This is a genomic window from Pseudomonas baetica (assembly GCF_051216495.1).
Taxonomy (GTDB): domain Bacteria; phylum Pseudomonadota; class Gammaproteobacteria; order Pseudomonadales; family Pseudomonadaceae; genus Aquipseudomonas; species Aquipseudomonas baetica_B.
The window spans coordinates 1-26,980 of record NZ_JBPKAM010000031.1 but is presented as its reverse complement, the minus strand read 5'-3'; the positions used below and the strand labels follow the sequence as shown (position 1 = coordinate 26,980).

The 26,980-nt window shown below is 61.8% G+C and carries 20 protein-coding genes; 5 read left to right on the top strand and 15 right to left on the bottom strand.

Features of this window, described 5'->3' with window-relative positions; translation table 11 throughout:
* Positions 1-28 precede the first annotated feature (28 nt).
* From ACSFE6_RS13455 to ACSFE6_RS13390, 14 genes are all read right to left on the bottom strand, one after another.
* On the bottom strand, positions 29-1,630 hold the full coding sequence (locus ACSFE6_RS13455; protein WP_435428062.1) for an ABC transporter substrate-binding protein: 1,602 nt from the start codon (positions 1,628-1,630) through the stop codon (positions 29-31).
* 97 nt (positions 1,631-1,727) lie between these two features.
* Positions 1,728-3,143, bottom strand: a complete 1,416-nt coding sequence (locus ACSFE6_RS13450; protein ID WP_435428061.1) for an aldehyde dehydrogenase family protein — start codon at positions 3,141-3,143, stop codon at positions 1,728-1,730.
* Positions 3,136-4,326, bottom strand: a complete 1,191-nt coding sequence (locus ACSFE6_RS13445; RefSeq protein WP_435428060.1) for a pyridoxal phosphate-dependent aminotransferase — start codon at positions 4,324-4,326, stop codon at positions 3,136-3,138. The genes ACSFE6_RS13450 and ACSFE6_RS13445 overlap by 8 nt, the downstream gene beginning before the upstream one ends.
* Before the next feature lie 132 nt (positions 4,327-4,458).
* Complete coding sequence (locus ACSFE6_RS13440) at positions 4,459-6,066, bottom strand: 5-guanidino-2-oxopentanoate decarboxylase (protein WP_435428059.1); 1,608 nt, start codon at positions 6,064-6,066, stop codon at positions 4,459-4,461.
* Between the two features lie 10 nt (positions 6,067-6,076).
* Positions 6,077-8,176, bottom strand: coding sequence for an acetate--CoA ligase family protein (locus ACSFE6_RS13435; RefSeq protein WP_435428058.1), 2,100 nt, complete (start codon positions 8,174-8,176; stop codon positions 6,077-6,079).
* A gap of 18 nt (positions 8,177-8,194) precedes the next feature.
* On the bottom strand, positions 8,195-9,355 hold the full coding sequence (locus tag ACSFE6_RS13430; RefSeq protein WP_110962688.1) for an acyl-CoA dehydrogenase family protein: 1,161 nt from the start codon (positions 9,353-9,355) through the stop codon (positions 8,195-8,197).
* Between the two features lie 45 nt (positions 9,356-9,400).
* A complete protein-coding gene (locus ACSFE6_RS13425) occupies positions 9,401-10,192 on the bottom strand; it encodes an enoyl-CoA hydratase/isomerase family protein (RefSeq protein ID WP_435428057.1) in 792 nt (263 codons plus the stop codon).
* A 331-nt stretch (positions 10,193-10,523) separates the two neighbouring features.
* On the bottom strand, positions 10,524-11,936 hold the full coding sequence (locus ACSFE6_RS13420; protein ID WP_435428056.1) for an amino acid permease: 1,413 nt from the start codon (positions 11,934-11,936) through the stop codon (positions 10,524-10,526).
* Between the two features lie 340 nt (positions 11,937-12,276).
* Positions 12,277-14,538 carry an ATP-binding protein gene (locus ACSFE6_RS13415; protein WP_435428055.1) on the bottom strand — a complete coding sequence of 754 codons (2,262 nt, stop codon included), beginning with the start codon at positions 14,536-14,538 and terminating at the stop codon, positions 12,277-12,279.
* Positions 14,535-15,299 carry a substrate-binding periplasmic protein gene (locus ACSFE6_RS13410; RefSeq protein WP_435428054.1) on the bottom strand — a complete coding sequence of 255 codons (765 nt, stop codon included), beginning with the start codon at positions 15,297-15,299 and terminating at the stop codon, positions 14,535-14,537. Before ACSFE6_RS13410 ends, ACSFE6_RS13415 begins: the two co-directional genes overlap by 4 nt.
* 14 nt (positions 15,300-15,313) lie before the next feature.
* Positions 15,314-16,030, bottom strand: a complete 717-nt coding sequence (locus ACSFE6_RS13405; RefSeq protein ID WP_435428053.1) for a response regulator — start codon at positions 16,028-16,030, stop codon at positions 15,314-15,316.
* Between the two features lie 119 nt (positions 16,031-16,149).
* Positions 16,150-16,785 (bottom strand): TetR family transcriptional regulator C-terminal domain-containing protein, encoded by a 636-nt coding sequence (locus ACSFE6_RS13400; protein WP_435428052.1) that lies wholly within the window; start codon positions 16,783-16,785, stop codon positions 16,150-16,152.
* Positions 16,786-16,973: 188 nt separating this feature from the next.
* Positions 16,974-17,756, bottom strand: a complete 783-nt coding sequence (locus ACSFE6_RS13395; RefSeq protein ID WP_435428051.1) for a class II aldolase/adducin family protein — start codon at positions 17,754-17,756, stop codon at positions 16,974-16,976.
* A gap of 70 nt (positions 17,757-17,826) precedes the next feature.
* Positions 17,827-18,864, bottom strand: coding sequence for an ABC transporter substrate-binding protein (locus tag ACSFE6_RS13390; protein ID WP_435428095.1), 1,038 nt, complete (start codon positions 18,862-18,864; stop codon positions 17,827-17,829).
* 317 nt (positions 18,865-19,181) lie between these two features.
* On the opposite strand from ACSFE6_RS13390, the gene ACSFE6_RS13385 reads away from it, so the two are divergent.
* The gene (locus ACSFE6_RS13385) at positions 19,182-21,143 is read left to right on the top strand and encodes an FAD-dependent oxidoreductase (protein ID WP_435428050.1); all 1,962 of its coding nucleotides are present in this window, start codon (positions 19,182-19,184) and stop codon (positions 21,141-21,143) included.
* Between the two features lie 158 nt (positions 21,144-21,301).
* The gene (locus ACSFE6_RS13380; RefSeq protein WP_435428049.1) at positions 21,302-21,898 is read left to right on the top strand and encodes a helix-turn-helix domain-containing protein; all 597 of its coding nucleotides are present in this window, start codon (positions 21,302-21,304) and stop codon (positions 21,896-21,898) included.
* Here the strand turns inward: ACSFE6_RS13380 and ACSFE6_RS13375 are convergent.
* Entirely contained in the window at positions 21,895-22,836 is a 942-nt protein-coding gene (locus ACSFE6_RS13375; RefSeq protein ID WP_435428048.1) for a helix-turn-helix domain-containing protein, read from the bottom strand. The genes ACSFE6_RS13380 and ACSFE6_RS13375 overlap by 4 nt on opposite strands.
* Positions 22,837-22,997: 161 nt before the next feature.
* Here ACSFE6_RS13375 and ACSFE6_RS13370 point away from each other — a divergent pair, with 161 nt between their 5' ends.
* From ACSFE6_RS13370 to ACSFE6_RS13360, 3 genes are all read left to right on the top strand, one after another.
* Complete coding sequence (locus ACSFE6_RS13370) at positions 22,998-24,356, top strand: glutamine synthetase family protein (protein WP_435428047.1); 1,359 nt, start codon at positions 22,998-23,000, stop codon at positions 24,354-24,356.
* Between the two features lie 137 nt (positions 24,357-24,493).
* On the top strand, positions 24,494-25,582 hold the full coding sequence (locus ACSFE6_RS13365; protein WP_435428046.1) for a polyamine ABC transporter substrate-binding protein: 1,089 nt from the start codon (positions 24,494-24,496) through the stop codon (positions 25,580-25,582).
* On the top strand, positions 25,579-26,880 hold the full coding sequence (locus ACSFE6_RS13360; protein ID WP_435428045.1) for an NAD(P)/FAD-dependent oxidoreductase: 1,302 nt from the start codon (positions 25,579-25,581) through the stop codon (positions 26,878-26,880). Before ACSFE6_RS13365 ends, ACSFE6_RS13360 begins: the two co-directional genes overlap by 4 nt.
* Positions 26,881-26,980: the final 100 nt, after the last annotated feature.

Genomic DNA, 26,980 nt, shown 5'->3' with positions numbered 1-26,980 from the left:
TTCATTGTCCAGAAAACCTCGACCGGCCTTACGCCTGCCACCACCGCTCGATTACGCGCAAGCCATCGAGTTCACCGTATGGCGCGGTCTGGCCGCCATGCACCACGCGGTTGGAACGCGCTGCGACGGAACTGGCAAACAGCGGCACGATCGCCCCGCCGTCATCCCGGCACAGTGCCTGCATTTCGTTGTACATCTCGCGGCGTAGCGGTTCGTTCATTTCGCCGCGAGCGGCGTTGAGCAGTTGGTTGAAACGCGGGTTGTCCCAGTGGGTTTCGTTCCACGCCGCGCCCTTGGCGTAGCCGATGCTGAACATGCGGTCGGCGGTCAGGCTGCTGTACCAGAACGAAGTGGTGAACGGCTGTTTGTTCCAGACGTTGGAGAAGAAACCGTCGGCAGGTTCGCGCACCACGTCGATATCGATACCGGCGGCACGGGCCTGCTCCTTGAACAACACCGAGGCATCAACGGCGCCTGCATAAGCCGCGTCAGAAGCTTGCAGGCGCACCTTGAGCGACTCCAGGCCGGCCTGTTTCAAGTGGAAGCGCGCCTTGTCCGGATCGTAGGTGCGTTGCTCCAGCGCGGTGTTGATGAAGCGGCTACCGGGCTGGATCGGGTGATCGTTACCCACCAGGCCATAGCCATACAGCACCGAGGCCAGCAGGGTTTCGCGGTTGATCGCGTGCTTCATCGCCAAGCGCACGTCGTTGTTCTGGAACACCTGGCTGTCGGTGAGCATCGGGAAGGTGTAGTGCTGCGCCCCCTTGGTTTCCTCGATGACCAGGTTCGGATTGCGCTTGAGCAGTGCCACGGTTTTCAGGTCGACCTTGTTGATCACGTCCACCTGCCCGGTGACCAGCGCGTTGACCCGTGCAGCGCCGTCGGCAATCGCAATCAGCTCGGCGCTGGCAAAGTGAGCCCGGCCAGGTTTCCAGTAATCCGGGCTGCGTTCCAGGGTCATGCGTACGCCCGGCTCGAAGTCCTTGAGGCGATAACCACCGGTGCCGACGCCGGCCTGCCAGTCCGGCACCCCGTCTTTGCTCGGCATGATCACCAGATGGTAATCGGCAACCACGTAAGAGAAATCGGCATTGCCCGAGTGCAATTCGAACACCACGCTGTCGCTGCCGTTGGTGCTGACCTTGGCCACGTCGCCCAAAACGGTCTTGGCCGCCGACGTGGATTTTTCCCCGAGGTGATGCTGGATCGAGGCCACCACATCATTGGCGTCCAGGGTCTTGCCGTTGTGGAAGGTCACGCCCTGGCGCAGTTTGAAGGTCCAGACCCGCGCATCCGGGGTCGAGGTCCAGCTTTCCGCCAGTTCGGGGATTGCGGTGCCGTCGACGGCGATTTCGGTCAGGGTGTTATAGACCGCCGAGAAGCCGACGAAGGTGAAGGTATCGGCCCAGGAGCCCGGGTCTTTGGAGTCGGTGGTGCTGCCACCGGCCAGGCCCAGGCGCAACACACCACCGGGCTTTGGCGTGGTTTCTGCGGCAAAGGCCCCGAACGGCAGGCCCATGGAGAACGCCCCGGCCACCGCAGCCGCCGTTGCGCTGTACTTCAAGAAGTCGCGACGCGGCAGGCTGAATTCGTGGTTCGCTTGAGTAATCTTGTTTTTGTTATCGCTCATTGCATTGCCCCTGATAAAAGCTAATGAAATACCTGATCAAAACCACGCAATGCACCGGGCCTGGGCCCGGTGCGGTTTATCTTTGAATGTCTAACGGTCACACCTGAATCGCCTTCACTTCGACGAACTCGTTGAGCCCCTCTTCCCCCCACTCACGTCCATTACCCGATTGTTTGTAGCCACCGAACGGCGCCTGATAGTTGAACGCCGCGCCATTGAGGAAGCATTGCCCCGCTCGCAGCTGCCGCCCCAATTGCAAGGCGCGCTCGGTGCTGCCGGCCCAGACACCGCTGGACAGGCCGAACGGCGAGTCGTTGGCGATCCGGATCGCTTGAGCCTCGTTTTCATAAGGAATCAGGCACAGCACCGGGCCGAAGATTTCTTCCTGGGCAATGCGCATGTTGTTGTCGACGTCGGCGAACAGCGTCGGGCTGACGTAATAGCCACGCTCGAAGTCCGGCGCAGCGTCGCCACCGCACAGCAGGCGTGCGCCCTCTTCCTGGCCGATCCTGATGTAGTCGAGCACGGTACGGCGTTGCCCGGCGGAGCACATCGGGCCGAGAAAGCTTTGTGGGTCGAGTGGATCGCCCATCTTCAGGCTCAGGGTTTCCTCCAGCGCAATCTCCACCGCTTCGGCATAACGACTGGCCGGCAGCAGCATGCGGGTCAAGGCCGTGCAGGTCTGCCCAGAGTTGATCATCACGTCCTGCACGCCGTAGCGCACGGCGGCATCCAGATCGGCGTCTTCGGCAATCAGCAACGCCGACTTACCGCCCAGTTCCAGGCACACGCGTTTGACCGAAGGCGCCGCTGCCTGGGCGACCCGCACGCCAGCGCCGGTGGAACCGGTGAACGACACCATGTCCACGTCCGGGTGTTTGGCCAGGGCTTCGCCGACTTTCGAACCCGGACCACTGACCAGGTTGAACACCCCGGCAGGCAAGCCGATGTCTTCGATCATCTGTGCCAGCAAAAACGCGTGTAGCGGCGTGTCCTGGCTCGGCTTGACCACCATCGTGCAACCGGCGGCCAGTGCCGGGGCGAGCTTGCCGATCAACTGGTGCAGTGGGTAGTTCCACGGGTTAATGAACGCACAGACGCCCACTGCTTCGCGGACCACCAGCGAGTTGCCGATTTCGCGTACTTCATCCATCAGGCCGGCGAGTTCGACGTATTGCTCCAAACCAACGATTGGCCCGTCCACTTGTACCGAGCGCGACCATTGGACCGGCATGCCCAATTCGGTGGTGATCACCGCGGCCATTTCATCGGCGCGGGCCTTGAGCTGCTCGGCCAGTGCGCGGATGTAACCGGCGCGCACACTGGAAGGCGTACGCGACCATGAAGCGAAGGCCTTGCGCGCTGCCGCCACGGCGTTGTCGACATCGTGCTCATCGCCCAGCGGTACGCTGCCGGCGACTTCTTCGGTGGCCGGGTTGATCACCTCGGCGACGCCCTGGCCGGACGGGGTTTGCCAGCGACCATCGATAAACAGTGACTTGTAATCAAGCATCAACTTCAGCCTCCATCAGTTCTTGGGCGCAACGGGCGATGCGCTGGCAGGCATCGCGCAATGGCGCGGAGCCCACCACCAGACCGAGTCGGATATGTCCGGCAGCGCTCGGACCGAAGGCCTCGCCGGCCAGTACCGAAACACCATGGCGATCGAGCAGTCGGTCGGCAAACGCCTGGGCGCTGAGCCCGGTTTCGCGGATATCGACCATCACGAACATGCCGCCATCGGGTTTCAACGCGCGCACTCCGGGGCAATCGGCCAGGCTTTCGCAGACCAGATCACGACGCTGGCGATAGGCTTCGCGCATGGCGTCCAGTTCCGGCAATTGGGTTTCCAGGGCCACCACGGCGGCGTCCTGAATGAAATCCGGCGAGCCGTAGAGCATGCACAGCGCGAGGTTTTCCAGATGTGCGGACAGTGATGGCGGCGCCACCACCCAGCCGACGCGCCAACCGGTCATGGCGTGGGATTTGGACAGGCTGTTGAGGGTCGCGGTGCGCTCGGCCATGCCCGGCAGGTTCGCCGGGCTGACGTGTTCGCCGTCGAACAGCAGTTCGCTGTAGACCTCGTCGGAAATCAGCCACAGGTCATGGGCGATGCACAGTTCAGCCAGCGCCTGCCAGGTGCTGCGCGGCAGACTGGCACCGGACGGGTTGTGTGGGCTGTTGAGCGCCAGGGCACGGGTACGCGGGGTGATGCGCGCGGCGACGTCTTCGGGCAGTACGCGGAAACCGTTTTCCGAACGCACCGGCACTGGCACCACCACCGCGCCGCAAGCACCAAATACCGCTTCGTAGGTGACGTACATCGGCTCGGCGACAATCACTTCATCGCCGGGATTGAGCACGCACTGGGCCACGCTGAACAGCGCGCACTGGGCGCCAGCGAGCACCGTGACCTCATCTGCCGTCACGTGTTGGCCACTGCGTTGGCGATGGCGCTTGGCGATGGCTTCACGCAAGGCACGCTTGCCGCGCACCTCGGCGTAGTGAGTGTTGCCGGACAACAGGCTGTCGATGGCACCCTGCACGATGGGCTGCGGCGTGTCGAAATCCGGGTCGCCCACCGAAAGCAGCAGGATGTCCTTGCCCTGCTCCATCATGGCCAGCGCGCGGTAGTGAATATCCCAGGCGGCGGCGCCGTCACCGGCGATGCGTTGGGTCAGATCGGAAAAGCGCATGGCCTTCCTCCTATAAAAACGATCCTGTAGGAGCGAGCTCTGCTCGCGAAAAACGTCAGGGCAACCCGGTCATTCAGACAGTGTGCGTTATCGTTGAAGTCCATCGCGAGCGTGCTCGCTCCTACAGTGAAATCAGTGAGCGCAGGCATGCTTGAGCTCGATCAGGGTCACGCCGTTGCGGTTGAAGCCGTGGCGCAGGTCGGTTTGCAGTTCCGCGAGGTTCTGCGGCTGAGTCACGGTGCAACCGAAAGCGCGGCCAAGGGCGGCGAAGTCCGGGTTGCGCGGCAGTACGCCGATGGGCTCGATGTCCAGGCCGAGCATGTCGTCGCGAATCTGCCCCAGGGCATCGTTGTTCCACAGCAACACCACCAGCGGGCTGTCCAGTTCCTCGACCGCCGTCGCCAGTTCCTGCGCGGTGTAGAGGAAACCGCCGTCCCCCACCAGCACGAGGCCCGGGCGTTGCGGCGCGCCAAACTTGGCGCCGATCCCGGCGGGCAAGCCATAGCCGAGGGTGCCGTAGCCGGTTGGGTGCAACCAGCTACGGGTGGCCTGACTGGCAAAGGCGTAGTTGCCGGTGTAGGCCAGTTGGGTCATGTCGGTGCTGATGAAGGCATCCGCGGGTAGCTCGGCGGCGATGCGTTGCAGAATCGCCTGATGGATCGACTGCAACGGACCGTGACCGGCCTGAATCGCTTCACGCAATGCCGCGACCTTGGCGATGGCTGCCTCGGCGTTGCGTACATCCGTCGACAAGCGTTCGAGCAAGGCCTCGAGGGTCTGCCGCGCATCACCTTGCAGCGCCACGGCGCATGGATAGAAGTCGTTGAACTTGCGCGGATCGATGTCCACCCGCAGCACTTCGCCGGTGAGCGGCAAGCGTTCGCGCCAGAAATCGGTGTCGGCCATTTCCGTGCCGACCGCCAACACCACGTCGGCCTCGGCGATCAGGTTCCAACCCGGTTCCACGCACAGCGACGAACCGGCGTTCAATGGCGCGTCCGGTGGCAACAGGCCTTTGCCGGCGACGCTGGTGAACAGCGGCGCGGCCAAGCGGGAGCTGAGCTCCTGCAACTGGGAGGCTGCGTTCAAGGCGCCGCCGCCGGCGATGATCATCGGCCGTTTCGCGCCCTGCAGTTTGGCCACAGCTTCGTCCAGCAAGGTGGCGGCTGGTGTGCCGCGACCCGGACGGCGCACGACTTCGGTGCTCCAGTCTCGGGCCACCGGAGCGGCCAGCACGTCCAGTGGCACGGAGATGTGCACCGGACGCGGACGCTCGCTATCGAACACCGCGTAAGCGCGAGCGATCAGTTCCGGCAGGTCTTCAGCCGTCAGGGCCACCGCCGAAAATGCGGTGATCGGTGCGGTCATGGCACGCTGATCCTGGCATTCGTGGAGGATGCCCCAGCCCTTGCCGAGACTGGCAGTGTGGTTGACGCTGGAAATCACCAGCATCGGAATCGAATCGGCATAAGCCTGGCCGATGCCGGTGGCGGCGTTGGTCACGCCGGGGCCGGTGATGACGAAGCACACGCCAGGCTTGCCGCTGACACGGGCATAGCCGTCGGCCATGAAACTGGCGCCCTGTTCATGGCGGGTCAGCACGTGGCGAATGCCGCTGCCGGGCAAGCCACGATACAGCTCCAACGTGTGGACGCCGGGAATGCCGAACACGGTATCGACGCCGTAGTTGGCCAGCAGGCGCACCAGCGCCTGGCCACCGGTCAAGGTTTTGTTTTGCATGTTCAGGTCCTCATTCATGGCCAAGACGAATCAACGCGTCGACCGCAGTCGTGCCATCGGCGCCGACCAACAATGGGTTCACATCCAGTTCCAGCAGTTGCGCGGCGTTTTCGCAGGCGTAATCGGCCACCGCGCGGATCGCGGTCACCAGCGAGTCCAGATCCGCCACCGGGCGACCACGGAAGCCTTGCAGCAGTGCAGCGCTGCGAAGACTCAGCAACGCCTGGCGAATTGCCCCATCGGTGGTCGGCAACAACAAGCTGCGACTGTCCTTGAGCAACTCCACCAGAATGCCGCCGGCACCGATTACCAGGGCCAGGCCGAAATCGTTCTCGCGCTTGATGCCGACGATCAGCTCGGCCAGCGGCGGCTTGGCCATGGGCTCCAGCAGCAGTTGGTCGAACGGCACGCCTGGTGCGTAGGCTTCGATGCTGGCGCGCATTTTTTCCAGCGCAGCGCTCAGGGCGTTGTCGTCCTTGAGGTTCAAGGCCACCGCACCGGCTTCGGTCTTGTGCGGCAACTGTGCGCTGACCGCCTTGAGGACCAGCGGATAACCGAGCTTTTGCGCGTCGTTCAGTGCATTGGCCGGCGAACTCAACACACCGTTTGGCGTCAGCAGGCCGAATTCGCGCAAGGCTTGCTTGGAGTCCCATTCGTTCAGCAAATGACCTTCGCCTTCCTGCGCCTGCGGGCATAGCGGCACCAACGCCGATTCGCCTAAGGCCAGCAAGGCCTGACGGTTGCGCTGGTAACCGGCAATGCGCCCCCAGGCGGCCAACCCGTCTTCGACACCCTGCAACGCCGCCACGCCCTGGGCATGCAAACGCTCGCGGGCATGGGGTGGCAGTAACTCAGGGAAGGCCGAGGTGACGAAACCGGTCTTGCCATGACGCTCCAGCGCCTTGCAGTACAGGTCGAGCAACAGGTCGCATTCCTTGCGTTCGCCGGTAAATTCCGCCGGGTAGTCGAGCACCAGCATCGCCGCGTCCGCTTCGGTACGCAGGGCGCTGTCGAGCATGCGGTTCAAAGCCTCGCCGTCACCCCAGATCGCCGTGGTGAAATCCAGCGGATTGACCAGGTTGGCGTAGCTCGGCAGGACCTGGGCCAGTTCCGTGACCTGGCCCTGATCGAGTTTGGGCAGCGTCAGTTCATTGCGTTCGGAGTAGTCGGCAATCAGCCCGGCGTCGCCACCGGAGCACGCCAGCGCGATCAGGCTGTCGCCCGCCGGCAGGTTGCCGCAGGCTGCGGCCTTCAGGGTTTCAACGAAGCTCACCGGGCCACTGACCCGGATCACGCCGAGACGGTCGAACAGTGCGTCGTACAGCGCATCGGAGCCGGACAGCGAACTGGTGTGACTCAGGGCCAGTTCGGCGCCGATCTGCGACACGCCGGTTTTCAGGGCGATGATCGGGATGCCCTTTTCCAGTGCCTTGTGCGCGGCGCGGGCGAAACCCGGTACGTTTTTCAGACCTTCCAGGTGCAGGCCGATGGCTGTGACCCGAGGTTCGTCGAGCAGCACGTCCATCAGTTCGGCCACACCCAGTTGCGCTTGGTTACCCACCGAGGCCATGTAGGCCACCGGCAACGAACGGTCGCTCATGGACAGGTTGTAGGCGAAGTTGCCGCTTTGGGTCAGCACCGCCACACCCTTCTCCACCGCCTTGCCGCCATGGGCCACCGGCCACAGCGCGGAGCTGTGCAGGTAGTCGAGCAGGCCGTAGCAGTTGGGGCCGAGCAGCGCCATGTCGCCGGCGACGTCGAGCAGTTGCTGTTGCAGAGCCTGGCCTTCAGCGCCGGTTTCGGCGAATCCCGAGGCGTAGCAGATGGCGCCGCCGGTGCCGATGGCGGCGAGTTCGGCGACGCAGGTCAGGGTCAGATCACGGTTGGTGGCGATGAACACCGCATCCGGCCCGCACGGTAAATCGGCAATGCTGCGCACGCACGGCACGCCTTCGAGGCTGTCGTTTTGCGGATTGACCAGCCACATTTGCCCGGCAAATCCGCCCTCGGCGCAGCGCTTGAGGGCGCGGGCCATGCTACGGCCGCCGACAAATGCCACGTGGCGCGGCGCGAGCATGCGTTTGAGGTTGTCACGAATCGATTGCGACATGGGAATTCTCCGGACGGATCAGCGCAGCAGAGGCCGCAGCAGTTCGCGGGAAATGATGTGACGCTGGATTTCCGAGGTGCCTTCCCAGATCCGTTCGATCCGCGCGTTGCGCCAGATGCGCTCCACCGGACCTTCATCCATCAAGCCCATGCCGCCGAAAATCTGTACCGCCTCATCGGCGGCGCGACCCAGCACTTCACTGGCGAACAGCTTGGCCATGCCGGCCTCGCCATCGGTCATGGTGCCCTGGTCCATCTTCCAGGCAGTGTGCAAGGTCAGCAGTTCGGCGGCGCGAATCTGCGTGGCCATGTCCGCCAACTTGAACGACACCCCTTGATAGGTGCCGATCGGCTGGCCGAATTGTTTGCGATCCGCCGCCCATTGCAACGACACGTCCAGCGCCCGTTGCGCCTGGCCGACGCAGTTGGCGGCGACCATCACCCGGCCTGCGGTGAGCCAGGCATTGGCCACGTCCCAGCCCTTGCCCACTTCGCCCAATACCTTGGAGGCCGGTACGCGGCAGTCGTCGAAGAACATTTCGAAGGTGTGGTAGCCACGGTTGCTCACGCACTTCGGTCCACGGCGAATGGTCATGCCGGGGGTGTTGCGATCCACCAGGAATGAGGTCACGGCGTTGCGTTTCTTGCCATTGTGTTCGTAGGTGTCGGTCACCGCGAAGACGATGGCGAAATCGGCGTGGCCGGCGTGGCTGATGAAGTGCTTGCTGCCATTGAGGATGAAATCGTCGCCATCGCGCACGGCGCGGGTCTTGATTGCGTTGGCATCGGAACCGGCGCCCGGCTCGGTGAGGGCAAAGCAGTCGATCTTCTCACCCTGGATGCAGGGCAACAGGTAGTCGTTGATCTGGTCGCCCTTGCAGGCCATGAGGATCTTCGACGGCCGCGCGACGAACACGTGCAGTGCCCAGGAGACCTTGGACAGCTCACGCTCGATCAGCGCTTGGGACAGGTAGTCCAGACCGCCACCGCCCACTTCTTCCGGCATGTTGAAGGCGTAGAAACCGGCGGCGATGGCCTTGCCGCGAATTTGCGCCGCCAGCTCCGGGGACACTTCGTCGGCGCGGTCGACCTGGTCTTCATAGGGCAACAGTTCCTTCTCGACGAAACTGCGTACCGCGTCCACCAACATTTCTTGTTCTTGGGTCAGTTGGAAATTCATGGTGCTACCTGTTGTTCGTGTACTGAATGAGGGGTGTGCCGGGGCTTATCGACCGATGAAGCGTGGCGCACGCTTTTCCATGGCTGCGCGCAGGGCTTCGTTGCCGTCTTCGCTGCGACCGCACAACAGGCCGGCGGCGAGTTCCGCTTGCAGTTGCTCGGGCAGGCTGCGGTCGGCGCCTTCGCGCATGAGCTTTTTGGTCTGGGCAAAGGCAAAGGTCGGCCCAGCGGCCAGGCGTGCGGCCAGTTCACTGGCGACGGTGTGCAACTGATCGTCAGGGCAGACTTCACCCACCAGACCGGCGGCCAGGGCACGGTCGGCGCCCCACAATTCGTCCAGGAACAGCAGACGCTTGGCTTGCTCGGCGCCGATCAGGCGTGGCAGGTGCCAGCTGGCGCCGGCATCCGGCGAGTAGGCCATGCTGGTGTAACCGGCCTTGAAGCGTGCCGACTGCGCGGCGATACGCAGATCACAGCACAGCGTCAGGTCCATCCCCGCACCGACGGCGGTGCCGTTGATGGCGGCGATGGTCGGTTTCTCCAGGCTGTGCAAACGGGTCATCAGGGCATGGGCGGTTTCGGTCCAGCCATAGGTTTCCAGCGCGCCCCGGGCTTCGGCCTCGGCCCATTCGTCGAGGTCGGCACCGGCGCAGAAGCTTCGGCCACTGCCGGTCAGCACCACAACGCGAACGGCTGGATCGGCGTTGTAAGCGTCGAGCAGTTCGTGGATTTTTTTCAGCGTTGGGATGTCCAGCGCGTTGCGCTGGGCGGTGCGATTGAGGGTGATCCAGGCAACGCCTGCTTCGACCTGACTGAGCAGTGAATCGTGAGTAGTCATGCGAGTCCTCGAATTATTGTGATTGGTCTGAGGTGTTGCGACTTGAGGCCATACTAAACGAGTGTTCAGTAAGGCGGCAATTGGTGACCAAATTTTCTGTAACAAACCTACAAATCAATTAACTAACTGTTTTTAAACGATATTTATGTAGTGAGCAGCGATTGACTGACAGCGTTGTTACAACTTCGAACAACTGCCCACAGGGCGCCGCAAAACAACTGTGGGAGCGAGCCTGCTCGCGAAGACGGCACCCTATTCAACATCGTTGTTGACGGATACACCGCTTTCGCGAGCAGGCTCGCTCCCACAGGGGATTGGCTGATTCAGGGAATCAAGCGCTCGGCAAGCTCGGCGCCAACACCGCTTCGCGCTTGCGATGGAACAGGAAGTACGCGCCATAACACAGCGCAATAAAGCCAAAACCCCAGTACAGCGATGGCCGCTGGGTCTCATCCAGGGCGAGGAACACGAACAGCGAGCAGCACAGGGTGATGCACATCAGCGGCAGCACCGGGAACCACGGGGCGCGGTATTTCAGGTCGCTGAGCTTGCCGCCATCACGCAGGTAGGCCTTGCGGAATTTGTATTGCGCCAGGGCGATGACAATCCAGGTCACGGTGCCGGACATGCCGCTCACCGCCATCAACACCATGAACAAGGTGTCGGCAGCGACGAAACTGGTCATCAGCGACACCAGGGCAAAGCACAAAGTGATGCTCAGGGCACGCAACGGCACCCCGCGTTTGCTCAACGGCGAGAGGCTTTTCGGCGCCATGCCGGTTTTCGACATCGCCCAGAGGATGCGGGTCGAGGCATACAGGCCGGAGTTGCCCACCGACAGAATCGCAGTGAGGATCACGAAGTTCATCAGGTCAGCGGCATAGGGAATGCCGACCATGTCGAACACCTGCACGAACGGACTTTCCATCAAGCCTGCCTGCTGCCACGGCACGATGGCCGACAGCACGACAATTGCCAGTACATAGAAGATCAGTACGCGGAACACCACGTTGCGCACCGCTCGGGGGATGCTTTTTTCCGGCTGGTCGGTTTCACCGGCGGCCACGCCCATGATCTCGCAACCCTGGAAGGCATAGACCACGGTCATCATCACCGCGAACACTGCCGACAAGCCATTGGGGAACAACGAATCGCCGATCAGGTTGCTCGCCATCGGCGCAGGAGCCCCGCTGGTCAGTGGCATCACACCGAAGATCACCAATACGCCGACCACGATGAAGCCGAGAATCGCCGCGACCTTGATCCCGGAGAACCAGTATTCCGCCTCACCGAAAGCGCGGGTCGCCAGAGCATTGATACCGAACAGCACCACCACGAACAACGCCGACCAGTACCAGATTGGCACCGCCGGGAACCAGCGCGTCATCAGCATGCCGGCGGCGGTGAATTCCAGGCCGACCGTGGTGGCCCAGCTCATCCAGTACACCCAGCCGATCATGAAACCGGTGGCCGGGCCGATGAATTTAGTGGCGTGGGTCTGGAACGATCCGGATACCGGCATCTGCACCGACAGTTCGCCCAGGCAGACCATCACCAGGTACATCAGGAAACCCGCGACCAGATAGGCCAGGATTGCCCCCAGCGGACCGCCCTGATTAATCGTCACGCCGGAACCCATGAACAACCCGGTGCCGATCACGCCACCCAGGGACAGCATGAAAATGTGCCGGCTTTTCAGGGCGCGGGTCAGTTGGATGCCTTTGCGATCAGTGATTTCGTTCATGTCGGCCCCTCAGCAGTCAGTGAGGGACGTGGCGCAGGACGGAACGTCATTGCGCAGGGAAGGAGCTTTACGGCCATTCATTATTATTATCTCCAATAAGCTTCGAAGACCGCGCTGTGGCGGTTGCGTCGATTATTGGAAAGCCATGTAAGGCCCTGTTGTACGTCAGGATCAAAGATGTAAAAAGTCGTAACAACCTTGTATTCCCGCCCCACAAACGCATCCCCCTGTAGGAGCGAGCATGCTCGCGATTGCGGTGGGTCAGTCGACATCAATGTTGAATGTTGAGCCGCCATCGCGAGCATGCTCGCTCCTACAGGGAAAAGCAGTGTGCCTGGGATTATCTGGCCAACAGGTCTTCCAGGATTTGCAGCGCCCGCTGCATTTGCACCTGAACGATCGGCGCCAGTCCACGAATGGCCGATTCGTCGTTGCCCAACGCCGCTGCTTCCAATTGGCGCAACACCGTTGCCAATCCGCGAAACCCCAGCGAGTCACTGCTGCCAGCCAAACGATGCGCCAGCTGAGCAACCTCGGTGCAATCATCGGCCCCGATCGCTTCGCGCAGTGCTGAGCGGTGTTGAACAATCGCGTCGCGCAACACCGCCAGCAACCCCTGGACCTTTTGCTCACCGAGCAAGGTGCGATGGGTTTGCAGCAACGGCCAGTCCATCGCGATGTCATCGACGCTGGGCTCGGTCACCGTCACTTGCCCCGCCAGCACTTGGCGCAGGCTTTCCAGCTTCAACGGTTTAGCCAAAATGCCGTCCATGCCCGCATCCAGATAACCGCGCACCAGTGCAGGTTGCACACTGGCGGTCAGGGCGAAAATGCGCGTCTGGCGATTCGGCCCTTCGTTGCTGCGGATCCGGGTACATAACTCGACGCCGCTCATGCCCGGAAGATGCACATCCAGCAAAATCAAATCGAACGCTCGCTCAGTGCACTGCAGCAATGCCTGTTCAGCGTCGTCAGCCAAACACACCCGGTGTCCGTCCCGTTGCAGCAGCCCCTCGGCCACGTCGCGGTTAAGCGCCACATCTTCGACCACCAGGATGTCCAGCGCCGGACCTGCCAAGCCAACCGGCGCGACGCTGACCACATCGGTCACCGGCTGCAACATCAGTTCGAACCAGAAACAACTGCCGCGCCCCACGTCACTGCTGACGCCGATGCGACCGCCCATGTGTTCCACCAAGTGTTTGCAGATCGCCAGCCCCAGCCCGGTGCCGCCGAAGCGCTGTGCCACTTCTTCGCTGGCCTGGGTGAAGCGTTCGAAAATCTTCCCCTGCATCGCCGGAGCAATGCCGATGCCGTTGTCGGTGACACTCACTCGCAAATGCTGTCCGCCTTCCCCTTCACGCTGCGCGAGCAACGCGACCTCGACGCTGACCTCGCCGCCTTCGGTGAACTTGATCGCATTGGCCAGCAGGTTGCTCAACACCTGCCGCAGGAACTGTTCGGCGCCGTGATGATGCCCGGCCACCCGTTTGTCGACCCGGCACAGCAGGACCGTGTCGTTATCCAATGCCTTGGGCTCCAGCAGGGTCAGCACTTCGTCGAGCAACTGGCGAATCGAGAAGTCCACCGGTTCGGGCAGGCTCGCGCCCTCCTCCAGCTTGGCGAAAAACAGCACTTCATTAAGGATGCTCAGCAAGCCTTCGCCAGCCTTGTGCAAGGCATCCAGGCGCTTGCTGTCCTGTGCTCCCAGATTGGCGCCGCGCAGCAACTCGGCCATGCCAAGAATGCCATTGAGCGGTGTGCGCAGTTCATGGCTCATGGTCGCCAGAAACCGCGACTTGGCCAGGTTGGCCGCTTCCGCTTCATCCTTGGCACGCATCAGGCTGGCGGTGCGTCGCTCCACCATGCGCAGCAATTCATCACGATTGTCCTGCAAGGCCAGTCGGTCGGTTTCCCGGCGGTCGATGTCACTGAGGATTGCCCGGCGCATGTCGTCCAGCGCATCGGCCACGGTGTCGATTTCATCTTTTTGCACACTGCGCCGTTTGTGCAGGCGTAGCGGTTCGTGCCACTCACCCGCAGCGATGCGCCGGGCAAACTCGGCCATGACTTGCAGGTGCCGGGTGACCAATCGATAGAACAACCCGGACAGCGCCACGGCCAAACCGCAAAGAAAAGCGCCCATCCACAACAGGCTGGTCAGTCCGCTGGCATACAGACGCTGGTAGACAGCGCCCAGATCGGTGCTGACTTCCAGCTCACCAAGCTGACGCAACGGACCAGAGGGCGGTTGGTAGTCCAGGGCAAACCGTTCGATGCGCAGCGGCCCGACCGGATCAGGATTGCCTTGCAGCAAGTCGTAGTCCGGACTGATCAGATGCACCCTGGCTACGTCGGAAAAATCCACCAGGCCGCGCATCTGCACGTTCAATTGTTCCTGGTTCAAATCCCAAAGGCTGCGCTCCAGGCTCGCCAGATAGCCGGCCCGAATCAGCTCCATGCGCGCATCGATCTCGCGCATTTCCCGGCGGTATTCGATATACAGCTGCACGCTGCTGGCGAGCACGGTGAAGCACAGGCTGAACAACAGGATGAACAGCAGCAGGCGCCGCAACAATCCACCAGGACGGGCGCGGATCATGGCGCGTTCGCCGGCAGGTTGATCATGTCACGGTAGGTGACTTCGCTTTCATTGAGCAGGCGCTCGATATCGCCGGCCTCGACCATGCGCTGCAATTGCGCGTTGATCTGCGGCATGCGGCTGGCCAGTGGCGAACGACGTGATACGGCGACCCGCAGATAGTCGACGCTCAGGGCATTGGGCAAGGCAACGATGTCTTGCGCGCCGGCCAGGTTCTGCACGTACAACTCCCCGGTGCGGCGCTCCTGAGTGATGAAGTCGATGCGCCCGCGAATCAGCTTGCCGAAGTTCTGGCGGCTGTCGGACACCCATTCGATGTTGTTGTTTTGCGCGACCATGCGATCGAACTCCACGCCGTAGCTCTCGCCGAACAGCAGGCCTCCGCGGTAGTTGGCCAGATCCTGCAGCCGCTCGAATTTGACCGGGTGCTGGCGATTGATGAATAACGCCACCTCTTCGCGCAACACCGGCACCGTGGAAAACAGCATGCTCTGTTCCCGCTGCGCAGTGCTGTAGGCGAGCACCACGTCGACCCGGCCTTCGGCGGCGTCGAGCAAGCAACGTTTCCAGTTGCCCAGCACCACGACCTCGACGTCGTAGCCCAATTCACCGAAGAGCCGTTTCACCACGCTGGGGGCCAGGCCCCGGACCTGTTTGCCGTCGCTCCAGGAAATCGGCGGGTACACCGGATAATCGCAATAGCGCACCTTCTCCGCCGCCAGCACATGGCCGGCCATCAGCGCCAGTAGCAGCCAGAGCATTGGCCCCACTTTCATCACGCCGCCAGGCTGGCCGTGAACAGATAACCGGCGCCGTGGATGGTGATGATCAACTGCGGTTCGGCGGGATCATCGTGCAACTTGCGACGCAAGCGGCCCACCAGCACGTCGATGGAACGGTCGTTGGGCACCCATTCGCGGTTGCGGATCTGGTCCATCAGTTGATCGCGGCTTAGGGTGTGGCCGCTGTTGCGCAGAAACACGCTGAGCAACTGATATTCGCCGTGGGTCAGCAGGGTTTCACAGCCGGACGGATCGATCAGGCGCCGGCGGTCGGTGTCCAGTGCCCAATCGGCAAACTGTTTGACAGGTTTTGAGGCTGCCACAGTGGGTTGCGGCGATTGTGCATGGCGCACCCGGCGAATCAGGTTTTTCGCCCGGGACACCAACTCCCGTGGATTGAGGGGTTTGATCACGTAGTCGTCGGCGCCGCATTCAAGGCCGACGATGCGGTCGATTTCATCGTTGCGCCCGGTGATCAGGATGATCCCCACTTCCGAACGCACCCGCAGCTCACGGGTCAGGGTCAGGCCGTCCTTGCCCGGCAGGCGGATGTCGAGCATGACCAGGTCAACGGACTGGCTGGCGAGGAAGGTCTCGGCCTGTTCCGCCGTGTCGGCGCAATGAACGTCGTAGCCTTCCTGGGAAAGATAGGCCTGCAGCAGTTCGCGAATCAGCGGATCGTCATCGACGATCAGTACCCGAGGCGTCATTACTTGATGTCCTGCACGAGCCCGAAGGCGTATTTCTTATTAGAGTGTTTTGTTGCGGTAGCGCCAGAGAGTATCCACTGCTGAACGGGTGATCAACAGCTGCTCGTCTACACGCTGCTTTACTTGATTAAAAACCGCTGGCGACCGCCGGCCTGCAAACCGTCGACCCAGGCTTCGCAGATCTGGATGCCCTGCTCCGGGGTGAAGGTGCCAGGGTTCAGGCCCGACTCCAGCCACAGGCCATCGAGCAAGGCGCTGAGGCTGATCGCCGCCAGGTCTGCGTCGAAGTGCTCCCAACCCTCCTCCTGCGCCAGCTCCCTCAGCACCTTGCCCAGGATGGCACGGTACTCGCCATAGGAATGATCGTGAGCCTGGTTGATCGCCTCGGCGGTCTTCACCGCACCCCAGAACGCCAGCCAGGCGTCGATCAGTTGCGGGTCGAGCAATTCGGCGGAAAACGAGCCGCGGAAAAACGCCGACAAGCGTTCGCGGGCATTGGGCGCGGCCTGCTCCATGGCGTCGCGCAACAGGGTCATGACCCGGCTGGTGATCGACATATAGGCTTCGGCCACCAGTTCGTCCTTGCCGGAGTAATGATGGCTGATCAGCCCTACCGACACACCGGCCTCGGCGGAAATCTTGCGGATCGAAGCGCCCTGGAAACCGTGGCGCTTGAGGCACACCAGTGTCGCCTCGATCAGATTGGCCTTGCGCAACTCCGGTTCCATGCGGGAAAAACGGGCTTCCTGATTCATGGCGACATGCTCCTGGATTCAGTCGTGGGGCTCGCGTTTACGTGGCGAGCTGAACGACTGTACAGCAAGAATGTGCACGACTGAAAGACCGCTTTCGCGAGCAGGCTCGCTCCCACAGGGCAACCCGGATCAACTGTGGGAGCGAGCCTGCTCGCGAAGGCGTCGGCAGATTCAACACAGAATCCGGATCAATCTCGATACCCTGGCGCCACCCGCTCCAGCATTCGCAACAGTGCAGCCCAGGCCAGTTGCATCGCATCAGGGTCAGTCAGTTCCCCCTTTTCCAGCGGTCGGCCCGGATCATTGAACTGGCGCTCCGTGTGTTCACACACCTCAGCCGGTGGCAGCACCAACTCCCCGGCAGCCTGCGCCGCCAGCTGGATTTCGCAGGCTTTCTCCAGGTAATACATGCGCAAAAACGCTTGGCTGACGGTTTCGCCGACAGTCAGCAGCCCATGGTTGCGCAACATCAACACTGGTTTGTCGCCCATGTCCGCCACCAGGCGCCGCTGCTCGCTCATGTCCAGCGCCACGCCTTCGTAGTCGTGGTAAGCGACCTTGCCGTAGAACTCCATGGATATCTGATTGACCGGCAACAATCCGCATTTCAACGCGGCGACCGCGCAACCGGATTTGGTGTGGGTGTGCAGCACGCACTGTGCATCTTCCCGGGCACCGTGAATCGCACTGTGGATCACGAAACCGGCTGGGTTCACCGGATAGGGTGATGGTTCGACAGCGCGTCCATTGAGATCGATTTTCACCAGATTCGACGCCGTGATCTCATCGAACATCAGCCCATACGGATTGATCAGAAAATGATGCTCCGGCCCCGGTAAACGCACCGAGATGTGAGTGAAGATCAGGTCGGTCATACGAAAATGCGCAATCAGGCGATAACAGGCCGCCAGCTCTTCACGCAGGCGCTGTTCGGTGGTGCTGCGGGCAGGTACGGCAGTCAGGTCATTCATTGTTGTTCTCCAGGCAGATCAGCTGGCAGACAGTACGGCTGGACGTACACCGACGTCCAGCCACCGTCGTTTACTTGCTGGCCCAGGCGTTGAAACGTTCCTCCAGCTCCTCGCCATGATCGACCCAGAAACCGACGTCCATCGACAGCGCGCCCTTGAGGTTCTGCGGCGCGGTCGGCACCCATTGCGCCAGCTTGTCGTCCAGTTGCGCGGCGGCCTGGGTGTTGGTCGGGCCGTAGGGGATCTGTTTCACGTAATTGACCTGAGCCTCAGGCTGGTTGGCAAAGGCAATGAAGCGCTTGGCCTGATCGACGTGTTTGGAGCCCTTGATGATCGCCCAGTAATCCATGCCGTACAGGCTGCCTGGCCACACCAGTCCGAGGTGACTGCCGTTTTGCGCCGCCGAAGCGATACGTCCGCTGTAGGTCGAGGTCATCACTACGTCGCCCGCGGTCAGCCATTGCGGTGGTTGCGCGCCGGCTTCCCACCACTGGATGTAAGGCTTGAGTTGATCGAGCTTCGCAAACGCCCGGTCCACGCCTTTTGGGGTATTGAGTACCTTGTAAACGTCTTCGACCTTCACGCCGTCAGCGAGCAAGGCGAACTCCAGGTTGTACACCGCGCGTTTGCGCAATCCGCGTTTGCCGGGGGTTTTCTGCACGTCCCAGAAGTCAGCCCACGAAGTCGGGGCCTGGGCCAGTTTGTCCGTGTCATAAGCAATCGCCACGCTCCACACCAGCGCCGCCGAGCCACATTCCTGCGCTGCCTCAGGGATCAACTGATCGGCGTGCCCCAGGCGGGTCCAGTCCAGCCGTTCGTACATGCCCTCTTCGCACCCGCGCATCAGGTCCGGACCTTCGATCTGCACCACATCCCAATCGACGTTACCGGTGTCGACCATGACTTTGATCTTGGCCATCTCGCCGTTGTATTCGCTCTGGATCACCTTGCTTTGATCCACCGCGCTGAAGGGCTGGAAGAACGCCACGTCCTGGGCTTTTTGACCGGCGCCGCCGTAACCGACCACCACCATGTCCGATGCGGCCTGTGCGCCGCCCATGGTCAGGGTCAACGCCAGGGGGAAGAAACCGTGCTTGAGCAATTTCATCAGTGGATCCTCGTGCAGGTGCCAGCCGACATCGGTCGGCATGGCCCTTTTTTATTGTTGGTGAGGTGCGGCCCTGGAGCGGGCTCGAAACGAAGCTACTGCAAGCCGCAGTAAAAAAACAAGTTGATTTTTTACTGGCGGTAAATTTCTATAGCGCAATAATAACAACGCCGAAACCCTGCGACCTCTGTAGGAGCGAGCATGCTCGCGATGGACATTAACGAAAACGCGGGCCGTCTGATTCCCCTCGGTGCCCGGACCACCATCGCGAGCATGCTCGCTCCTACAGGGGGCAGCCTGCCTGGAGTACCCGCACCATGCCGACCTCGACACCTGCCTTTGCGCACCTGTTCGAACCCTTGCAGATCCGTGGCAAGCGCTTGAAAAACCGCATCATGTCCAGCGGTCACGACACCTCGATGCCCACCGATAACCTGGTCAATGAACAACTGATCGCCTACCACCGTGCGCGTGCCGAAGGCGGTGCCGGGCTGATCGTGTTGCAAGTGGCCGGCGTGCATGACAGTGCGCGGTACACCTCCCATGTGCTGATGGCCACCGATGACGCCTGTATCGACGGTTACCGCAAGATCGCCCAGACCTGCCATGCCCACGGAACGGTGGTGCTGTCCCAGGTGTTCCATCCGGGACGGGAAATCATGGAATCCAGCGATGGCTTGCTGGCGGTGGCCTACTCCGCCTCGGCGGTGCCCAACGAGCGATTCCGGGTAATGCCTCGAGCGCTGGATCAGGCGATGATCGACGAGATCGTCGCTGGCTATGCCGCCGCTGCCCGTCGCTTGCACCAGGCTGGAATCGACGGCGTGGAAGTGGTGGCCAGCCACGGTTATCTGCCGGCGCAATTCATCAACCCTCGGGTCAACCGTCGCACCGATGGATACAACGGTGAACTGGAACAACGCCTGCGTTTCCTGCGCGAAGTCATCGCGGCGATACGCGCCAACACTGACGAAGACTTCATCGTCGGCCTGCGCATTTCCGCCGACGAGCGCGATCCCGAAGGCCTGACTGAAGACGAATCCCTGGCCGCCGTGCAGTCGCTGCAGGCGCAACTGGATTACGTGCACATCGTCGCCGGCACCTCGGCTTCGCTGGGCGGCGCGGTGCACATCGTGCCTCCGATGGCGATCGAAGCGGCGTACCTGGCTAAGGAAGGCGGCACGTTCAAGGCGAGTTTGAACATTCCATTGTTCGTCACCGGGCGCATCAACCAGCCCCAGGAAGCCGAGCTGATGATCGCCCGTGGCCAGGCCGACGTCTGTGGCATGACCCGGGCGCTGATCTGCGACCCGCAGATGCCCAACAAGACCGACAGCGGCCACGTCGAGGACGTGCGCGCCTGCATTGCCTGCAATCAGGCATGCATCGGCCACTTCCACAAGGGCCTGCCGATTTCCTGCATCCAGCACCCGGAAACGGGGCGGGAGTTGATCTTCAGTCAGCGACAAGCGACGAAGACCCGTAAACGCATCATGATCGCCGGTGGTGGTCCGGCCGGCATGAAAGCCGCCGCTGTCGCCGCTCAGCGCGGGCATGACGTGACGCTGTACGAAGCCAGTTCGCAACTCGGCGGTCAGGTGCTGTTGGCGCAACTGCTGCCACGGCGCAGCGAGTTCGGCGGAGCCAGCACCAACCTGCAGCGGGAAATGGAACTGGCCGGGGTGCACGTGGTGCGCAACACCCGGGTCGACCGCGCCTTGGTAGAGCAGGAAAAACCCGACATGGTGATCGTTGCCACCGGCGCCGAGCCCTACTGGCCGCACTTCGAGCGCGGCGGTGAATTACAGGTGGTGGATGCCTGGCAGGTGCTGCGTGACGAGGTGAAGATCGGCCGTTCGGTGGTGGTCGTGGACTGGCGCTGCGACTGGATCGGCCCCGGCATCGCCGAACGCCTGACCCGTGCCGGGCATCAGGTTCAACTGGCGGTCAATGGCACCCACTGCGGGGAGAACCTGCCGTTGTATGTACGCGATCACCTGGCCGGCGAGCTGCATAAACTCGGTGTGCCGATCACGCCCTATGCGCGACTGTACGGCTGCGACGACAACACGGTGTACCTGCAACACACCGCCAGTGGTGAACCGATGCTGCTGGAAAATATCGATACGCTGGTGTTATGCCAGGGCCACCAGCCGGTGGATACCCTCGCAGATGAACTGCAAGGCCTGGTGGAGTTCCGGCGCATCGGCGACTGCCTGGCGCCGCGCACCGCTGAAGAAGCGATTTATGAAGGGCTGAAAGTCGCGTGGGAGCTTTGAGGCTGTTTATACTCCGGGGCTTCAGATGATCGCCCCCCTGTAGGAGCGAGCATGCTCGCGATGGAGGCACAGGCACCGCGGGGTGTCTGGCCGCCAACGTTATCGTTGACCACCATCGCGAGCATGCTCGCTCCTACAGACGATGCAGGTTCGCAACTATGAGCAACAGCACTATCCCATCACCGGCCACCGGCACCGCCGAACAACACTTCCTCGGCACGCGTATTCGCGGCCTGCGCAAGCGCCGGGGCATGACCCTGGCGGAACTGGCGCAACAAAGTGAACTCACCGCCGGCTACATCAGCCAACTTGAACGCAACCTCGCCTACCCGTCGATCCCGGCGCTGTTTAACATCGCCCGCAGCCTGGGGGTGACCATCCAATGGTTCTTCGCCAGCGAAGCCAACACCAATCCCGAAGACGACGGCGTGGTGGTGCGCAAGAACAGCCGCTTGAGCGTGCATTACGAGGACGGCATCGTCGACCAGTTACTGACTCCGCAGCCCAGTCAGCAACTGGAAATGCTCCACTCGCGTTTTCCGCCGGGCACCTACAGCCAGCAAAGCTACAGCCACGAAGGCGAAGAAGCCGGCTATCTGCTGTCGGGCTGTTTCGAGTTGTGGGTCGGCGAGCGCTACTTCCAGCTCAACGAAGGGGACAGTTTCAGCTTTTCGAGCCAGGAACCACACCGGTATGGCAACCCCGGTGAGGTGGATGCGGTGGTGATCTGGGTCATCACCCCGCCGACCTTCTAACGACGTCCGCGCCTGGCTTCAGTGACACTCACGCGCTTGAGGGTGTCGCTCGGCAACTCCTTGAACAACGCGCGATAACTGCTGGAAAACCGCCCCAAATGCCAGAACGACCAGTGCATCGCCACTTCGGCCACGGTGGTTTGCGTCGGCGTGCTGTTGAGCAATTCGCGACGTGCGCTGTTGAGTCGGCGCAGACGCAACCATTGGGTCGGCGCCATGCCGGTGTAGGTCTTGAATGCATGCTGCAACTGACGCAATGACACCCCGGCGACCTGGGACAGTTCCAGCAGGTTGAGGTGTTCCTCCGGCGTATCCGCCGCCCATTCCCCGACCCGCTTCATGATCGCCCTCTCCCCAGCCCGGCGCTGCAATGCGCCTTGATCCAGACAGACGCAAGCGTTGTCGAGGATGAACAGGCAATCGTCCAGCAGTTGCTCGGTCAGGGCTTCACGGCTCGGCGGATCGAAGGTCTGTGACAGCCGCGTCAGCGTGCCGCTGAGCCAGCGGCTGAACAAAGCATTCTGCTGCGAATTGAGTGGCGCCATGAACAGCCCTTCGAGACGGGCCACATCCAATGCATGTCGCTGAACGAACTCCGGACCGAACACCACGGCGATTTCCTGGTAGTTCTCCGGGGTGATCCAGATGTTGCGGCTCTCACCATTCAACACATACAGCGCGTTGTCGCTGCGGTCGAAACAGAACGCCAGCGAGCCCTGGGGCGCGCTGAAATTCTGCTCGACCCGGGTGTTCATCGACTCTTCGTAAATCTCCACGCCCTGCAAATCCAGATAACGCACCAGGCCTGCGAAATGCCCCGGCGACATCTGTTGGTAATGCTGGACCCAACCCGGTGTGGCGCGGATTTGCTCGGCGACATCGGCGGTGTTGAAGGCTTGGACCTGTAGTGAATTGCACTCGTTCGTAGAGGCTGTCATGGGTGACCTTACGCACTCTTTTGGTGCGCTTTGTCCTGCTTAAAGTGGATAGATGGAACCGCAAGGCTCGCCCAAGATAGTCGTCAACGCGCCACAGGGGAAGACTCCCGAAGATGAAAACGGCCTTCCCCCGCGTTACCAAAACCAATAACGAGGTCTTTATGAATGCCCCTTTCGATCAGCTGTTCACGTGGCTGAAAGATCACAAGATTACCGAAGTCGAGTGTGTCGTCAGCGACCTGACCGGCATTGCACGCGGCAAAATCGCACCCACCAACAAGTTCCTGCATGAGCGAGGCATGCGCCTGCCGGAAAGTGTGCTGTTGCAAACGGTAACCGGGGACTTTGTCGACGACGACATCTACTACGACCTGCTGGACCCTGCCGATATCGACATGGTCTGCAAGCCCGATGCCGACGCGGTTTACGTGGTGCCCTGGGCCATCGAGCCGACCGCCATCGTGATTCACGACACCTTCGACAAGTTCGGCAACCCCATCGAACTGTCGCCACGCAACGTGCTGAAAAAAGTCCTGCAGCTGTACACGGACAAGGGCTGGAAGCCAATCGTCGCGCCGGAAATGGAGTTCTACCTGACCCAGCGCTGCGAAGATCCGGACTTGCCGTTGAAGGCGCCGTTGGGCCGTTCAGGTCGCGCGGAAAGTGGTCGTCAGTCGTTTTCCATCGACGCCGCCAACGAATTCGATCCGCTGTTCGAGGACGTCTACGACTGGTGTGAACTGCAAGGCCTGGACCTCGATACGCTGATCCACGAAGACGGCCCGGCGCAGATGGAAATCAACTTCCGTCATGGCGATGCGCTGGACCTGGCCGACCAGATCACCGTGTTTAAACGCACCCTGCGTGAAGCGGCGCTCAAGCACAACGTCACCGCGACCTTCATGGCCAAACCGATTGGCGACGAGCCCGGCAGCGCCATGCACATTCATCAGAGCGTGGTGGAGATCGCCACCGGCAAGCCGATCTTCGCCGATGACAACGGGCAAATGAGCGACCTGTTCCGCCAGCACATCGGCGGCCTGCAAAAGTACATCCCCAAAGTGCTGCCGATGTTCGCCCCCAACGTCAACTCGTTCCGCCGTTTCCTGCCGGACACCTCGGCACCGGTCAACGTCGAATGGGGCGAAGAAAACCGCACCGTCGGCCTGCGCGTACCGACCTCGGGCCCCGAGGCGATGCGCGTGGAAAACCGCCTGCCGGGTGCCGACGCCAACCCGTACCTGGCCATCGCCGCCAGCCTGTTGTGTGGCTACATCGGCATGGTCGAAGGCATCGAACCGAGCGCCGCGGTCGAGGGCCGGGCCTATGAACGCCGCAACCTGCGCCTGCCGATCACCATCGAGGACGCCCTGACCCAGATGGAAGAATGCGACGCCATCGGCCGCTACCTGGGCAGCAAGTTCGTGCGTGGCTACGTGGCGGTCAAACGCGCCGAACACGAGAACTTCAAGCGGGTGATCAGTTCTTGGGAGCGCGAGTTCCTGTTGCTGAGCGTCTGACCTGAAGGGCCTCTTCGCGAGCAGGCTCGCTCCCACATTGAAATCCATTCCCCTGTGGGAGCGAGCCTGCTCGCGAAACCGATCGCCAGAACACTACAGAAACACCTGAAAAATCCAACAATCGAAGAGGTGTCGCTATGCGTCTATTGAAATCCATGGTTCCGCTCACGCTGGCCACGTTGTGCAGCGCCGTTGCCCAAGCCCAGCCACAGGTCAGCGTCTACAACTGGACCGACTACATCGGCGAAACCACCCTCGCCGACTTCCAGGCCAAGACCGGAATCAAGGTGATCTACGACGTCTTCGACTCCAACGAAACCCTGGAAGGCAAGCTGCTCGCCGGGCGCACCGGCTATGACGTGGTCGTGCCGTCCAACCACTTCCTGGCCCGTCAGGTAAAGGCCGGTGCGTTCCTCAAGCTGGACCGCACCGAACTGCCGAACTTCAAGAATCTCGACCCGAAACTGCTGACGTTGCTTCAGAAGAACGATCCCGGCAATGAACACTCGGTGCCGTACTTGTGGGGCACCAACGGCATCGGCTACAACGTCGACAAGGTCAAGCAAGTGCTGGGCATCGACCACATCGACTCCTGGGCCGTGCTGTTCGAGCCGGAAAACATCAAGAAACTCAGCCAATGCGGCGTATCGATCATGGATTCGGCGGATGAGGTGTTCCCGGCAGTGCTCAACTACATGGGCATGGACCCGCGCAGTGAGAACCCGGAGGACTTCAAAAAAGCCGAAGCCAAGTTGCTGAGCATCCGTCCTTACGTCACTTACTTCCATTCCTCCAAATACGTCTCGGACCTGGCCAACGGCGACATCTGCGTCGCCTTCGGCTACTCCGGCGATGTATTCCAGGCCGCCAATCGCGCCAAGGAAGCCAAAAACAACGTGAACATCGCCTATGCGATCCCCAAGGAAGGCAGCAACCTGTGGTTCGACCTGCTGGCGATTCCCGCCGATGCCAGCAACGCGAAGGAAGCTCACGCGTTCATCAATGACCTGCTCGATCCGCAAGTGATCGCCAAGGTCAGTGCCTCGGTTGGCTACGCCAACCCGAACCCGGCCGCCAAACAATTCATGGACGCTGAACTGGTCAACAATCCTGAGGTTTATCCCTCCCAGGAAGTTCTCGACAAGCTCTACATCTCCACCACGCCACCGCAGTCGATCATGCGCCTGATGACCCGCTCCTGGAGCAAAGTGAAGTCCAACCAATGAACCAGTACACCCAGGAACATACGCACTCTTATTACGCCGCGTCGGCCCATGGCATGGCGCCCTTCCCCACACTGGGTGAAGACCTGGTGGCCGATGTCTGCGTGATCGGCGGCGGTTTTACCGGCGTCAACACGGCCATCGAACTGGCCCAACGCGGGCTCTCGGTAATTTTGCTGGAGGCACGACGGATTGGCTGGGGGGCCAGCGGGCGCAACGGCGGGCAACTGATTCGTGGCATCGGTCATGATGTCAGCGGTTTTGCCCGATATGTCGGCTCCGAAGGCGTGCGCTACATGGAGCGCGCGGGCGTCGAATCGGTGGAGCTGGTGGGTCGGCGCATCCGTGAGCACGGCATCGATTGCGACCTGCGCTGGGGCTTTTGCGAGTTGGCCAACACCCCGGCGCAGTTCGCCGGACTGAAAGCCGAGCATGCCGAACTGGTCGACTCAGGCTATGCGCATGACATTCGCCTTGTCGAACCCGGACAGATCAGCCAGCAGGTGGTGAACTCGGACGTTTATGCCGGCGGACTGATCGACATGGGCTCGGGCCATCTGCACCCGTTGAACCTGGTGCTCGGCGAAGCAAAAGTCGCGCAGTCCCTTGGCGTGCGGGTCTTCGAGCAGAGCCCGGTGCTGGAAATCGATCATGGCAGCACAGTGCGCGTCCGCTGTGCCGCCGGCACGGTGCGCGCCGGCAGCCTGGTATTGGGCTGCAATGCCCACCTAGAAGAGCTGGAGCCGAAGCTCAGCGGCAAAGTACTCCCGGCTGGCAGCTACATCATCGCCACCGAACCCTTGTCGAAGGAGCTCGCGGCACAACTGATACCGCAAAACCTGGCCCTGTGCGACCAGAAAGTCGGCCTGGATTACTACCGGCTCTCGGCGGACCGCCGCCTGCTGTTCGGCGGTGCCTGCCACTATTCCGGGCGTGACCCCAAGGACATCGCGGCCTACATGCGCCCGCAGATGCTCAAGGTCTTCCCGCAACTGGCGAGCGTGCGCATCGATTACCAATGGGGCGGCAAGATCGGCATCACTGCCAATCGTTTCCCCCAGGTCGGACGCCTGAGCCAGCACCCCAACGTATTCTACGCCCAGGGTTACTCCGGTCATGGCCTGAACGTGACGCACTGGTGCGCCAAACTGCTGGGCGAGGTGATCCATGCCGGCCACAGCCAGGGTTTCGACGTGTTCAGCGCCGTGCCACACATGACCTTCCCCGGCGGCCGCGCCCTGCGCTCGCCACTGCTGGCCCTTGGCATGTTGTGGTATCGCCTGCGTGAAGTGCTGGGCTAAAAAATCAGAAACTACCCTCCTGTGGGAGCGAGCCTGCTCGCGAAGACGGATTGGCAATCAGCGAATCGATTGCCTGACACACCGCCTTCGCGAGCAGGCT

Coding starts and splice junctions, on each gene's coding strand:
- ACSFE6_RS13455 (WP_435428062.1), bottom strand. CDS start 1,630: ATGAGCGATAACAAAAACAAGATTACTCAAGCGAACCACGAATTCAGC.
- ACSFE6_RS13450 (WP_435428061.1), bottom strand. CDS start 3,143: ATGCTTGATTACAAGTCACTGTTTATCGATGGTCGCTGGCAAACCCCG.
- ACSFE6_RS13445 (WP_435428060.1), bottom strand. CDS start 4,326: ATGCGCTTTTCCGATCTGACCCAACGCATCGCCGGTGACGGCGCCGCC.
- ACSFE6_RS13440 (WP_435428059.1), bottom strand. CDS start 6,066: ATGCAAAACAAAACCTTGACCGGTGGCCAGGCGCTGGTGCGCCTGCTG.
- ACSFE6_RS13435 (WP_435428058.1), bottom strand. CDS start 8,176: ATGTCGCAATCGATTCGTGACAACCTCAAACGCATGCTCGCGCCGCGC.
- ACSFE6_RS13430 (WP_110962688.1), bottom strand. CDS start 9,355: ATGAATTTCCAACTGACCCAAGAACAAGAAATGTTGGTGGACGCGGTA.
- ACSFE6_RS13425 (WP_435428057.1), bottom strand. CDS start 10,192: ATGACTACTCACGATTCACTGCTCAGTCAGGTCGAAGCAGGCGTTGCC.
- ACSFE6_RS13420 (WP_435428056.1), bottom strand. CDS start 11,936: ATGAACGAAATCACTGATCGCAAAGGCATCCAACTGACCCGCGCCCTG.
- ACSFE6_RS13415 (WP_435428055.1), bottom strand. CDS start 14,538: ATGATCCGCGCCCGTCCTGGTGGATTGTTGCGGCGCCTGCTGCTGTTC.
- ACSFE6_RS13410 (WP_435428054.1), bottom strand. CDS start 15,299: ATGCTCTGGCTGCTACTGGCGCTGATGGCCGGCCATGTGCTGGCGGCG.
- ACSFE6_RS13405 (WP_435428053.1), bottom strand. CDS start 16,030: ATGACGCCTCGGGTACTGATCGTCGATGACGATCCGCTGATTCGCGAA.
- ACSFE6_RS13400 (WP_435428052.1), bottom strand. CDS start 16,785: ATGAATCAGGAAGCCCGTTTTTCCCGCATGGAACCGGAGTTGCGCAAG.
- ACSFE6_RS13395 (WP_435428051.1), bottom strand. CDS start 17,756: ATGAATGACCTGACTGCCGTACCTGCCCGCAGCACCACCGAACAGCGC.
- ACSFE6_RS13390 (WP_435428095.1), bottom strand. CDS start 18,864: ATGAAATTGCTCAAGCACGGTTTCTTCCCCCTGGCGTTGACCCTGACC.
- ACSFE6_RS13385 (WP_435428050.1), top strand. CDS start 19,182: ATGCCGACCTCGACACCTGCCTTTGCGCACCTGTTCGAACCCTTGCAG.
- ACSFE6_RS13380 (WP_435428049.1), top strand. CDS start 21,302: ATGAGCAACAGCACTATCCCATCACCGGCCACCGGCACCGCCGAACAA.
- ACSFE6_RS13375 (WP_435428048.1), bottom strand. CDS start 22,836: ATGACAGCCTCTACGAACGAGTGCAATTCACTACAGGTCCAAGCCTTC.
- ACSFE6_RS13370 (WP_435428047.1), top strand. CDS start 22,998: ATGAATGCCCCTTTCGATCAGCTGTTCACGTGGCTGAAAGATCACAAG.
- ACSFE6_RS13365 (WP_435428046.1), top strand. CDS start 24,494: ATGCGTCTATTGAAATCCATGGTTCCGCTCACGCTGGCCACGTTGTGC.
- ACSFE6_RS13360 (WP_435428045.1), top strand. CDS start 25,579: ATGAACCAGTACACCCAGGAACATACGCACTCTTATTACGCCGCGTCG.